Here is a 12,463-nt window from a genome sequence, read left to right as displayed (position 1 = left end):
CTCACGTCCCGAGCTGCTCGAGCCCCACGGTGACGCGGAGGGCGGCATCAGTCCAGGCCGCCGCGAGTGCTGCCTCGTCTCCGGCCTGGCCGGATGCACGGGCGGCGTCCAACTTCGTGGCGAGCGCGCCCAGGTCCTCCGCCAGGCGCTTCATCCCGAGCTCCCGGACGCGCGCGGCCACGGCGGAGAGCCGGGACGTCCAGGCGGGGACGACGTGGCGCAGGCCCTGGTGCACCGCATCCGCCAGGCAGCCCTCCAGCTCGGCGAGGGCCGCCGGGAGGGGTGGCAGCGGCGGCCTGTCCTCCGCCGTGCGCAGCGGCCCCGTCTGGGTGGCAGGCTGCACGTCGAGCACCACCACGCCCGTGCCTTCGCAGGAGAGCGCCAGCGGCTCGACGACGAGCCCCCGGGCCGTCCTCCGCACCTCGCCCGAGAGGTAGCGCAGCTGCCCGCGCTTTCCGGCCAGGCCCTCGGCGAGCGCGTCCAGCGCCCCGGGGGCCACGCGGCGGTGGGCCAGCTCCACGAAGAAGGCATGCCCAGCCGCGTCCTCCAGCTCCGCGCGCACCAACTGGGCGCCCGGTGCATAGGCCACGTCCACCACCCGGGAGACCTCGAAGGCGTGCACGTTCTCGGCGAGCTGCCGCGGCCGGAGGAAGCGCGGAGGCCGGGCCCGCAGGCTGGCCTCCAGCGCGGAGACGTCCTTCACGAGCAGCGGCGCCGGCAGCAGGCTCCAGTCCCCGGACTGCGGTGTCACCGAGGTGCGCTGCAGCCCGCGCGAGGAGAACACCACGAGGCGATCCGGACGGCGCGTGGCACCCGAGGTCACCACCTGTCCCCGCGCGAGGGCCTCGATCGTCGCGCCGGGGGCTCCCTGGCGGCGTCCGAGGTCGGCGCCGTCCTCGGGGGTCTGATCCTCCGCGTAGGTGAAGGCCCGGCGCACCACAAGCAGGCCCGCGCTGGCCGGATCCGCCAGCACCAGCTCCGCGCGGCGCTCCCGGCCATCGGCGGACAGCCGCGCCCCGAGCGACACCAGCCGGACATAGTCGAGCTTCGTCTCGGGGGCCTCGTCCATGCCCAGCACCGCACGGGGTGGGACGGCGCCTCCGGTGCGGGCGGCGCGCAGCCGGGCGAACAGCTCCGCCAGGGTGGCCGAGAGCTTCGCCGGGGCGTAGCGGGCACCGCGGCTCACGTAGGCCCCGAGCAGATCCTCGATGTCATCGAGCGCCGCGAGCGGCCAGGCCATCTTCACGTCCGCGAGGCTCGAGCGCGCCACCGCGAAGCGCCCCGCGAGGCCGGTGCTGGCGTGCTGGGCGCCCTCCAACAGGAGGAAGCTGGCGAGGTCGCCCGCGGCATCCAGCGCCGGTCCGCCCTCGCTGGACGTGACGTGCCGGCTCGCCACCTCGACGGACAGCTCGCGGCTCGTGGGGTCCTTCTCGTCGGCGGCACGGAAGGCCCAGACGGCGAGCGGCAGGTGCTCGCAGCCCGTCCCCACCGAGCAGTCGCAGCGCGCGTACCCCAGGTTCCGGGGCACGAGGAAGCGCACCGTGCACGTGGCGAGCGCCACGCTGGGAAGGTCCTCGCCCACGAACGTCCCCCGGCGCACCTGCGCGAGGTAGCCGCGCTCGCGGAGGGAATCGGCCCGCTCCAGCGCGCGGCGGGGGAGCAGCTCCGCCAGCGTCTTGTCGTCCACCGAGCCCGGAGACCAGGGTGGCTCCGGCGCGGCCTCCGCGGCCTTCTCCGGAGCTGGCGCCGCGCCCGACGCGCTGATGAACGCCGGGTAGGCCAGCGCCACGGCCACGCGGTGCCGGCACACGGTGGTGGCGTTGCAGGTGCAGGGGCTGTCCTTCAGGCTCTTGCCCGGGGCGAGCCGGGCCGTGTTCCCATCCTCGAAGGTGCCCACCACCGTCCCATCGGCCAGCTCCTCCAGCCGGGGGCCCTTGCCCTGCTCGAGCTCCTTCTGCGCGCGCTTCACCAGGCCCAGGTTGGACACGCTCGCGATGGCCTGTGGGGTGAGGCCGAGCAGATCCGGGCGGCTCATCCGCGCACCTTCTCGGCGATCCACGCCGCGAGCTGGCCGGGCGTCATCGCCCCCACGTGGGCCCCCACGTCCACCAGCCGCCGGGCCAGGTCCCTGTCGTAGTTGGGAGTCGCGTCCGATTCGAGCGCCGCGAGCCCCAGCACCTTCGTCCCCTGGGCGCACAGCTCCTTCACCCGGCGCACGAGCATCTCGGGGCTGCCGCCCTCGTAGAAGTCCGAGATGAGGACGACGATGCTGCGCCGGGGCACCTCGAGGAGCCGCGCGCCGTAGGCCACCGCCTGCTGGATGTCCGTGCCGCCTCCGAGCTGCACCTTCATCAGCAGCTCCACGGGGTCGGTCACCTCGCGGGTGAGATCCACCACGGCGGTGTCGAAGGCGATCAGGTGCGTCTGGATGCCCGGCAGCCCCCACAGGCACGCCGCGGTGACGGCCGAGTGGATGACCGAGGACACCATGCTCCCGGACTGGTCCACCAGGAGGACGACCTGCCAGCGCTCGGTGAAGCGCCGGGTGCGTGAGAAGAACGAGGCACGCTCGATGGCGACCTTGCGCTCGGAGGGGGAGTAGCGGTCCAGGTTCTCCCGCAGCGTGCGCCGGAAGTCGAAGTTGCGCGCCACCTTCAGCGGCGAGCGGCGGCGCCGGTCGAGCACGCCCGAGAAGGTCTGGCGCACCTCCCGGCTCAGCTTCTCCATCAGGTCGCGCACCACCTTCTCGACGATGCGGCGGGCCACCGCCAGCACCTCGGGATTCATGAGGTGTTTGGTGCGGAGCACGGCGCGCAGCAGCGTCTCGTTGGGCTCCACGCGCGCGAGCACATCGGCCCGCGTCACCACCTCGTCGATCTTGTAGCGCTCGACGGCGTCACGCTCGAGGCGCTCGATGGTCTCCTTGGGGAAGAGGTGATGGACCTCGTTGATCCAGTCCGGGACGGTGAGCGAGGACGGGCCCGTGCCGCCCTGGCGCCCCCGGACGTCGCGCTCGGCGAGGTCTCCCTCGCGGCCGTAGAGCCACTCGAGCGCCGCGTCCATGCCGCGGCCCTGGGCGTCCAGGCAGCCGCCGAGCGCTCCCTCCGCCGCCTCGCCGAGCACGAGGCGCCAGCGCGCCAGGGGATCCATGGTCATCGCGCACCTCCCTCGTGGGCCCGCAGCAGCCCGTAGCGGGCCAGCACCTGTTCCACCTCCTCGTCCAGTGCCGTGCCCGCCGCGACGAGCGCGGGATCCACCTCGAGGCGGATCAGCGCCCGCGCGCCCGCGGGATCCTTGCCGTGGAGCGAGAGGATCGTCCGGGCGATGTCCTCCTTCTCCTGGGGCGGGAAGAAGCCGAAGGCCAGGCGCAGGGCCGGGACGGCGACGAGGAAGTCCTCCTGGGGCAGCTCGCGGAGCACCTCATCCAGCACCGCGGTGACGGGGGGGGCGCGCACCACCTGCTCGCGGGCGAGCTTGAACAGACCGGCAAGGAAGTCGCCGAGGATGGCGGGACGCGCCGCCGACCGGGTCGCGCGGATGGCCGCGGCCTCGGCACTCGCCTCGTCGGAGAAGCGGGACAGGGACCAGAGCGCCCCGAGCGCGGCGCCTCGCACGGCGGGGGGAGCGCGGAGATCGGCCAGGCGGCGCTCGAACACGGCGGTGGCATGCGTCTCGTCGAGCGAGAGGGCCCGGCCCGCGAAGCGCAGGGTGTCACGCAGCGCGGCCACGGCCCGGAGGTGCCCCTCGTCCGCGGGCAGCGCGGGCCCGTCGAGCTGTTCGAGCAGCCAGAGTCCCCGATCGAAGGCCGCCGCGATGACGGCGCCCACCTCGGCCGAGCCCTGGGCGCCGAGCAGCACGTCATGGCGCCAGACGGAGAGGAGCCGCTCCAGGGCCATGCCCAGGCGGGAGAGATCCGGCTCGTGCAGGGCCTGGGAGGCCACGGCCTCCAGCACACGTTGCGCCAGGCCCTTCGAGCCGGTGAAGAGGCTCTCGGCGAGCAGCAGCGCGAGCCTGCCCAGATCCGGGCCCGCCGTGAGGAGCGCCTCCTCGAGCCGTCCGGTGGCGGCCACCTCCAGCGTGGGCCCCCAGCCCGAGGCCTCGATGACCCAGGAGATGAAGTCCTCCGAGGGTGCCACCGTCCAGGACTCCTGGAGCACGGGCTCGGTGGGGAAGGTGGGGCCCGCGTCGCGCGTGAAGCCAGGAATGCCGAGCACCCGCAGCCGGTGCAGCGCGCGGCTGCGCTCCAGGTGCGCCGGCTCGCGCAGCTCTACGCTCACCTTCCGGGCGTGCCCGTGCGGCCGGAGCTCGTGTGACGTGAGGACGCGCTCCACGTCGGCCAGCAGCGGGGGCCTCGGGGTGAGGTCGCTGATGCGGCCCGTGCGCTCGCCCGAGAAGGCGCGCAACACCTCGGCGAGGAGCGGATCCGTGTCCGGCGAGAGCACTCCGCGCATCGTCCACGGCAGTGCCGCGTCGAGCGCGTCCTTCACCAGGGCGGCCGCCATCCCATCGAGCAGGTCCGAGCGCGCCAGGGCGGAGTGCGCGCGCAGGCGCCCGAGCCCCTGGGCCATGACGGAGGCTGCGATGAGGTCCGCCGAGGAGACGTGCTGGCCCCGGGCGCGCAACCGCTCGACGGCGGCGCGGAGCATGTGCTCCGGGGCCTTCTCGGGGCCGAGCTCCCACACCGCCTGGTAGAAGGCGGGGGAGGGCATGCCGGACTCGTAGCCGGTGAAGGAGTCCAGGCGGCGGAAGCTGTACGGCACGAGGTAGCTGCGCGCGGACGGGTGGCTCGGCGTCTCGGGGAAGGTGGCACCCGGCTTCACTCCGGCCCGGGCGAGCACGGGCGCGTGGAAGCCACCGCACACCACCATCACGGGGCCGTCTCCCTGTGCCAGCGCGGCCTCCACGTGCGCGAGCATGAAGGCCTCGCGCCGCTGGTCGCTCTCGGTGACGTCCTCCTCGCCGCGGTACGAGTCGAAGTAGACGCGCAGCCGCTCCGCCAGGGCCTCCAGCTCACACGGCTGCTCGAAGAGGTGATCCCAGAGGGCATCCATCCCCTCCAGGCCCAGCTTGCGGCAGAGCGTCTCGATGATCCGGGCGGTGCGGCGCTCCCCGTCCGAGTAGCGGTTGCGCACGCCGTGGAAGGACTTGTCCCAGGCGGGCAGGTCCATGAAGCGCACCTGGGCCCCGGCCGCCTTGCCCTCCGTCAGGGCCACCCACTCGGGCGAGTACGCGCAGAAGGGCGTCCACGAGGCATGCGTCCGCGCCTCGTCGCGGTAGCTGCTGAAGACGGCGAGGGGCAGTTCGTGCGGCAGGAGCAGCTCATCCAGGCGGGCGTTCATGTCCGCTGGTCCCTCGATGAGCACGTGGCGGGGCCGCACCTTCAGCAACGTGTGCCGCACGACGCGGGCGCACGCGGGGCTGTGGTGGCGCACGCCGACGACATGGAGGCCCGGAGTCCCCTGCATGTCCACGCGCTCAGCCCGGCAGGAGGTGGCGGGCCTCGTACAGGGCACGCCATTGGGGTGCGGTGCGGCGCGCCACCCGCTGCTCCAGGTACGCGCGCAGGCGCTTGAGATCCTCGGGGCTGTCCTTCGCCGCGGTCCCGGCCAGCGTCTCCACCAGGTCCGCCGCCGAGCCTCCATCCCCGCGCAGGTAGTAGCCGCGCACGCCCACCGCGTGGGCCACCGAGACGGCCTCCGCCGTGGACAGCACCGCCGTCAGCCGCTCCATCGCCTGGCCGTCGCTCGTCTCCCCGGCCCGCAGCTCGCGGAACGTGGTGACGAGCACCTCCAGCAGATCCTCCGAGGGCGTCACCGGCACCCCCGAGCGCTCGAGCAGCCGCTTCGTCTCGTTGCGCACCAGGGACAGCTCGGTGTTGAAGTCGCCGATGGGGAACACCGTCTCGAAGTTGAAGCGCCGCTTGAGCGCCGCGCTCATCTCGTTGACGCCCCGGTCCCGCGTGTTGGCGGTGGCGATGACGTTGAAGCCCTCCCGCGCGAACACCATGGCCTCCTCGTCGCGCAGCTCCGGCACCGCCAGCACCCGGTCCGACAGCATGGACAGCAGCGAGTCCTGCACCTCGATGGGGCAGCGGGTGATCTCCTCGAAGCGCACCACCTTGCCCTCCTTCATGCCCGTGTAGAGCGGGGCGGGCACGAGCGCACGGGGCGTGGGGCCCTCGGAGACGAGGAGCGCGTAGTTCCACGAGTATTTGATCTGATCCTCCGTGACGGACGCGCCGCCCTGGATGGTCAGCGTGGAGGTGCCGGAGATGGCGGCGGCGAGCAGCTCGGACAGGAGGCTCTTGGCCGTGCCGGGCTCGCCCACGAGCATCAGGCCCCGGTTGGTGGCCAGCGTCACCATGGCCCGGTCCACGAGGCTCGGGTTGCCCACGAACTTGCGCTGCACGCCCAGCGCCTCGTCTCCGAGGATGAAGCGGCGCACCGCGTGCAGGGACATGCTCCAGCCCGGAGGCTTCGGCGCGTCATCATGCGCGCGCAGCTTCTCGAGCTCCTCGGCGTGGAGGGTTTCCGCGGGAGGCCGCTGGACGTCCTTCGCCGGGCCGCTGCCGGCCGGGGGAGGGGGGGCGTTCTTCTTCCGGGTCGTCGCCATCGGAAGCTCCTCGTACTGAAGTGCGGCCGGACGCGCCAGCACCTTCGCCGCGGCGAGGCGCGCCCGGCGCTCCTCTCAGGGCGTGAGCTCGCTCAGGCGCTTCTCCGCGTGCGTGCGGATGTCGGAGGGCAGGACGGCACCGGAGGCGAGCAGCTTGCGGAAGGCCTCTGCCGCGCAGGGCGAGTCGCCCTGGGCGTCGCAGGCGCGGGCGAGCGTGTCGAGGTAGCTCGCGCGCTCCCCGCGCACGGTGATGGCCTCGCGCACCAGGCGGGCGGCCTCCTTCGCGTCGCCGCCCCGGGACACGATCGTGTCCGCGAGGTTGTTCATCGCATCCGCGCGCAGGAGGGCTTCCTCCGGGAGGAAGGTGTCGACCGCGACGCGATACTCCTGCTCGGCCCGGGCCAGGTCTCCGCGCCGCCGTGCCAGGATGCCGAGGTTGTAATGGCAGTCGGCGAACCCGGGGGCGAGCTTCAGCGCGGCCTCATACTCCTTCTCCGCCTCCGCATGACGGCCTTGCGCGGAGAGCACGCCTCCCTGTCCATGGTGCTTCAGCGCCTCGCCCGGCAACCGCGAGCGGGCCAAGGTCAGGGCGACGGCTTGCGAGAACCGCTGGACCTCCACGTCCTCGGGGAGCAGACGCCTGGCGTGCCCGATGGAGACGGCCGCCTCGTCCCACCGTCCCAGCTCCACCTGGGCTCTCGCGAGCATCCTCCACCCGGCGGCGTACTCCGGCTCCAGCGCGACGGAGCGCTCGAAGTGCGGCAGGGCCTGATCGACCTTGCCCTCCATCGCGAGGGCATAGCCGAGGTTCGCGCGTGTCTTGGCGTTGTCCTCGAGGGACAGGCTCTTCTCGAACGCGGGGATGGCCTCCGGGTTGTCCTTCAGCTGCACATGGGCGAGGCCCAGGTAGCGCCACGCCAGGGAGTTTCCTGGTTCCTCGTGTGCGAGCTGCTTCGCCAGGGGGAGGAGCCGGGCCCAGTCTTCCGCCACGATGGCGGACTCGACCGTCTTCTGAAGGGAGGAGGGGGCCGGCGCGGAAGCGGAAGCGGCCGGCGCGGAAGCAGCCGGGGACGGGGCCACGGGGGCCGTGGCGCACGCGGCCAGGGCCAGGAGGGGAAGGGTGTGGAGGAGTTTCATCGCGGCAGTATACCCACCGAAGGAAGGCACGGAGCCGCGCGAGCGCTTCCAGGGGGCGGCGGCAGGACGCTGGAGGCCGGCTCCTGCTAGCTTGGCGGGCCATGACAGTCCGTCCTTTCCGCTCAGGGACCGCCCGGGTGCTCGCGCTCGGCCTCATGGCATGCCTGCCCACCCAGGTGCAGGCGGCTCGCCGTCCACCCATCCGCAAGGCGCCACGCAAGCCGCCCCCCAAGGCCGACTTCCAGAGCACCTTCGCCGCCGCCGTGCGCTTCTACGAGGACTTCGACTACGAGAAGTCCCTGGAACAGCTCACCAAGGCCCAGGCCCTGGCCAAGGGCCCGGAGCAGGAGGTCCCGGTGGCGCTGTACCTGGGCATCGTGTACGCGGAGCTCGGAGACCGGAAGCAGTCGCTGGCCGCCTTCCGCACCGGCCTCTACCTGAAGCCAGACGCCCGCCTGCCCGTGAAGGTGTCTCCCAAGGTGGAGCGCGACTTCGAGGAGGTGCGTCAGACCGTTCTCCAGGATCTCGGTGCGTCCACGGCTCCGGAGCAATCCCCGCCCGTGGCGGAGCGCCCGGCGCAGCCCGCCGCGCCGGATACGCCCGTTGCGGCGGACACGCCCGCTCCGGCGGACAAGCCCGCGCTGCTGCCTCCCGAGCCCACGCGGCCTCCCGCCTACGTCCAGACCGACAAGCCCTCCGGGCGCTCCGCCGTGCTTCCCCTGGCCCTGATGGGCACGGGCGCGGTGGCTGGCGGAGCGGCGGTCTTCTTCGGGCTCCAGGCAACGTCCAACATCGAGCGCGCGCAGCTCAGCACCCGCTACGGTGAGCGCGTCGAGAAGCTCCACACGGCCGAGGGCCAGGCGCTCGTCGCGAACATCCTCTTCGGCACCGCGAGCGCCGCCGCCGTGGGCGCCCTGGCCGCCTATCTCTTCTCCGGGAGCCCGGCCGCTCCTGCTTCCACCTCCACGGGAGGGGCTTCTCCGTGAACCGTGCCATCCGCTTCGTCCCGTTGTTCTCCCTGGCCTGCGCCGTCGGGTGCTTCGTGCCGAGCATCGAGAAGCTCTCCGAGGAGCACCCCGTTGTCGAGTACACCTGTGACGCGCGGTACAGCGAGTGTCCGAACGGCCTGCTCTGCGTCGAGGGCCGCTGCCGTGACACCGCGACCCTGGCGTGCATCCCCCGGGAGGAGCGCGAGTGCTACTCCAACGTGGGCGAGTGCCGCATTGGCAAGAAGACGTGTGGCCAGGACGCCACCTTCGGCGCGTGCGTGGGAGGCGTGGGGCCCGTGCCCGAGGTGTGTGACGGCAAGGACAACGACTGTGACCGCACGGCGGACAACCTCAGCGCCTTGGCGCTCCTGCGCGACAACGTGCCGGACAGTGCCCTGGACGCCGCCTGGGTGATGGGCACGGACCGGGCGCTCATCGCCATGGCCGGGGCGGATGGGATCCGGCTGCGCTCCATCGGGAAGAATGGGGACATCATCGAGGGAGACACGCTCGCTCCGACGGCGCAGCGCCGTGCGCTGTCCCCCGTGATCGCGACGAGGGATGGCATTGCCCTGGTGGCGTGGATCGAACCGGAGATCCCCCTGGTGAAGGACGACCGGGCCCAGGTCGTGGTGGTCAAGGTGGACAAGAACGGCAAGCAGGTGGCCGGGCAGCGCATCGTCGTCCACTCGGATCACACGCTGCCGTACATCACGGGCGTGAAGCTCGCGATTGGCAAGGAGCACCTGCTCGTGGTGCTCAGCACGAGCTCCATCGACCGGGAGCCGGCGGAGGGGGACAGCCCCAGCCGGGAGACATGGACGACCACGCACTCCCTGGACCTCAGCATCGAGTCGCCCATCTCCCATTATCTCGCCAGTCCGAACCACCGCTTCGGGCTGCATGCCACGGCGGATGCCTTTGGGGACGGTTTCGTGGTGGCCTATGAGGACAAGGGCATCCGCTATACGGTCCGTCTCTCCCACTCCGACACGGAGATCCTCACGCCCTGGCTGCTCACGCGGGATGCGACCTCGCATTCGCCCTTCGTGTCGATCTCACCTGGGGACGAGGTGAATCGCTTCGTCTTCTACGCGAGGAGCAACCCCACGGCCTTCACCTCCGAGATCGTCAACACGCGATGCTCCGAGCTGTCTGGGACGGCCGGGGGCGACTGCGGGACGGAGACGGTCCTCTTCAAGAGCACGAAGCGGATCCGCCGCGCGTGGGTGGCGCAAGAGGACGGCAGCCCGGGCCTCAGTCATGCCCTCTTTTCCTGGCAGGAATGGAGCGCTCCGAAGACCAGTCTCTCCATGGCCCGGTTCGACTCCGCCAACGTCACCCGGGAGAAGCTGGTGACGTCGACCGAGACCTTCGGTGAGGCCTTCTACATCGCGTCCAACCAGTTGCTCAACGCGGTGTACCTCCAGAACCCGAGTCCCGCGGAGCCGGCCACGCCCAAGGATGCCTACGTCCAGCCGCTCTGCTTCTTCTAGCGGCTCGTGCCGGGGTGGCTCCGGACGTCAACGGCCCTGGGGGACTTGGCCTGGCGGCGAGCGGAGCCCTTTGCGGCGGGCGGGAGGCCGTGTATGAGGCAGCCTCGCGCGCGAGGGTGTAACGCGCGAAGAGGAAGTCATGAGGGCGGCCGAGGTCATTGTTTTCGAGGGAGCCGATCCACGGGAGTTCTCGCGCGTGGATACCCTCGCCCGGGACCGGGCCTTGGAGGGGCTCGCCGAATACCCCGGCTTCGAGAGCATGTCCGTCTTCGAGGATGACTCGCTCGGCACCATCCACCTCCTCGTGACGTTCGCGACGGATCATGACCGCCTGGCGGCGAATTCGGCGCTCGAGCAGATCTCGCGCGTCGTGGCACTCGCCTCGGGCGCGAAGAAGGTGCGCCGCTTCGGCTGCCCCGTGTTCAGGGCCCCCAGGCGCTGAGGGTCCTCGAAGGGGAAGCCGGGTAGGCTCCGGCCCTCAGCGGTGGGCTAACGGAGGCGCTGTGAGCTGTCTCGCACTCCGGGAATGAATCGGAGCACCGTGCCGGCAGCGGCCTCCAGTTACGAGACCTTCTCAATCTCCCACTCTTGTTTAGATTGAACCTGGAGGTCGTATTCAGGTCCGTCCCGCCTGGGGCGCCGAGGCCGGGTCCGTATTTCAATGAGCGTGGCACTCCCCTCCGGGTGATGGCTCGGCCGCCAGGAGGAGGGTCATGCGCATTGAATGTTCCATGTTCCTTTGTTGGAGGAAGGGCACCGGGCACTGGAACTTGGCGCGCGTCCTGGCCATGGTCCTCCTGCTCGGCCTGTCCGCCTGTGCGTCGGACTCCCTCGACGAAGGCTCCGGGGCGGAAGAGCAGCCCCAACAAGAGCAGCCACGACACGCCCAGAAGCAGCCCCCAGCCGCGGCGCCCGAATCGGAGCCAAGGGAGACCGGTACGGGCGGCATGGGCTCCCCGGGTGAGCCCCAGGAGGGCGCGCCCTCGAGTGACGCGCAGGGCGACGGATCAGGCACGGGCTCGGTTGCCGTCGGAGTGGGTGGTCAGGGGGAGGAGGCTTCGATCGGTTCTTCCATGCCCGAGTCCGCGCCTTCGCCTACGCCTGCGCCTCCCCACGCGGGCACCTTTCCCTGGCCACCTCCCACGCCCAGCTCGTTCACGACCATCCCCGAGGAGCTGCTCCCGAGCCCTGACGGCCAGGTCACCCTGGGGGACGTGGGGAAGAGGCTCCGTCAGGCCCTGGACCGGCGAGGCTACGAGGACATCGCCTGGTACTCCACGCCCGGCGGAGAAGGCTTCGTGCTCTTCACGCATATCGAGCAGATCCACACCGACGGGACGCCTTTCTCGGGAAGCCGCCGCTTCCTTCCCGAGGTCACCCGGGAGTACCGAGGGCTGTCGGACTTCCTTCAGGCGCTCTTCATGGCCCCACCGGGCCGCTTCCGGGTCATCGCGCTGGTGGTGACGGCGGAGGAACTCCAGTTCAGCGACGAGACCCTCAGCCGCTCGGAAGCCACCACGTTGCTGCGGGGGCCGCGGCGTCTGGCGAGCTCGGTCGCCCAGCGTCCGCTCACAAGCGATCATCAGGTCTACGCCCTCATCTACGAGTTCACGAAGCGGCGCAGCGAGCCCGAGGGGCAGTTCGTCCGGGACAGCGAGCTCACCGGTTTTCAGCATCTGCAGGCGGCGGGGCTCCTGCGCGCCATGCGGGAGGCGGGCCCATGAGACCCAGGAGGGTGCAGCCCGCGGGCGCCCACCTCCTTCCGCTCCAGGTCTGCCAGCGGCGCCTGTTGTTCGAATGGGGGCTGGGCATCCTGCCCGCCTTCTTGATTCTCGCGGGCCAGACGGTGCTGGGCGGGGACCCGGCGATTCAGGAGCATTACGGCCAGCCGCCCATCGAGGTGTGGGCCTGGTTCAGTCCCCTGGTGATGCCCACGCTGCTGCTGATTCTCGGTGTCGTGGGCGCGCAGGCGCAGCAGCACGAGGGGGCAGGCAAGTCGATCGATCGCTTCTACTACCGCCTCGCCTTCACACTCGCGGCGGTGTACCTCGGCATCATCAACGTCATCGTCATCGGCGCGCCCATCCTCGCCGAGACCACCCAGATGTTCTCCTCGGCGGTGGAGAGCCTGCTCGAGCACACCTCGCTGTTCCTGGGAGCGCTCCAAGGCGTGGTGGATGCCGCGCTGGGGACCCTCATCGTGAAGGCGGCGGCGAAGTGAACCGCCGC

Annotated in this window: 10 protein-coding genes; 5 read left to right on the top strand and 5 right to left on the bottom strand. The window is 71.4% G+C overall.

Annotation, left to right across the window (positions count from 1 at the left end; all coding sequences use genetic code 11):
- Position 1: 1 nt before the first annotated feature.
- From NR798_RS25180 to NR798_RS25160, 5 genes are all read right to left on the bottom strand, one after another.
- Positions 2 to 2,035, bottom strand: a complete 2,034-nt coding sequence (locus NR798_RS25180) for a hypothetical protein (protein WP_375765030.1) — start codon at positions 2,033 to 2,035, stop codon at positions 2 to 4.
- Positions 2,032 to 3,156: a VWA domain-containing protein gene (locus NR798_RS25175; protein WP_375765029.1), complete on the bottom strand. Its 1,125-nt coding sequence runs from the start codon at positions 3,154 to 3,156 to the stop codon at positions 2,032 to 2,034. Before NR798_RS25175 ends, NR798_RS25180 begins: the two co-directional genes overlap by 4 nt.
- Positions 3,153 to 5,465: a DUF5682 family protein gene (locus NR798_RS25170; protein ID WP_375765028.1), complete on the bottom strand. Its 2,313-nt coding sequence runs from the start codon at positions 5,463 to 5,465 to the stop codon at positions 3,153 to 3,155. Before NR798_RS25170 ends, NR798_RS25175 begins: the two co-directional genes overlap by 4 nt.
- A gap of 10 nt (positions 5,466 to 5,475) precedes the next feature.
- Positions 5,476 to 6,612 carry an AAA family ATPase gene (locus tag NR798_RS25165; RefSeq protein ID WP_375765027.1) on the bottom strand — a complete coding sequence of 379 codons (1,137 nt, stop codon included), beginning with the start codon at positions 6,610 to 6,612 and terminating at the stop codon, positions 5,476 to 5,478.
- A 75-nt stretch (positions 6,613 to 6,687) separates the two neighbouring features.
- Positions 6,688 to 7,749, bottom strand: coding sequence for a tetratricopeptide repeat protein (locus NR798_RS25160; protein ID WP_375765026.1), 1,062 nt, complete (start codon positions 7,747 to 7,749; stop codon positions 6,688 to 6,690).
- Between the two features lie 101 nt (positions 7,750 to 7,850).
- Between NR798_RS25160 and NR798_RS25155 the strand changes: the two genes are divergently transcribed.
- From NR798_RS25155 to NR798_RS25135, 5 genes are all read left to right on the top strand, one after another.
- On the top strand, positions 7,851 to 8,735 hold the full coding sequence (locus NR798_RS25155) for a hypothetical protein (protein WP_375765025.1): 885 nt from the start codon (positions 7,851 to 7,853) through the stop codon (positions 8,733 to 8,735).
- Entirely contained in the window at positions 8,732 to 10,234 is a 1,503-nt protein-coding gene (locus NR798_RS25150) for a hypothetical protein (RefSeq protein WP_375765024.1), read from the top strand. Before NR798_RS25155 ends, NR798_RS25150 begins: the two co-directional genes overlap by 4 nt.
- Before the next feature lie 139 nt (positions 10,235 to 10,373).
- On the top strand, positions 10,374 to 10,676 hold the full coding sequence (locus tag NR798_RS25145) for a hypothetical protein (RefSeq protein ID WP_375765023.1): 303 nt from the start codon (positions 10,374 to 10,376) through the stop codon (positions 10,674 to 10,676).
- 772 nt (positions 10,677 to 11,448) lie between these two features.
- Complete coding sequence (locus NR798_RS25140) at positions 11,449 to 11,958, top strand: hypothetical protein (RefSeq protein ID WP_375765022.1); 510 nt, start codon at positions 11,449 to 11,451, stop codon at positions 11,956 to 11,958.
- Positions 11,955 to 12,455: a hypothetical protein gene (locus tag NR798_RS25135; protein WP_375765021.1), complete on the top strand. Its 501-nt coding sequence runs from the start codon at positions 11,955 to 11,957 to the stop codon at positions 12,453 to 12,455. The genes NR798_RS25140 and NR798_RS25135 overlap by 4 nt, the downstream gene beginning before the upstream one ends.
- Positions 12,456 to 12,463 lie beyond the last annotated feature (8 nt).

The sequence above is a fragment of the Archangium gephyra genome (genome assembly GCF_042230915.1).
In the GTDB taxonomy this organism is placed as follows: Bacteria; Myxococcota; Myxococcia; order Myxococcales; family Myxococcaceae; genus Archangium; species Archangium gephyra_B.
Note: the sequence above shows the minus strand (reverse complement) of the source record. Positions and strands in the feature narration are given on the sequence as shown.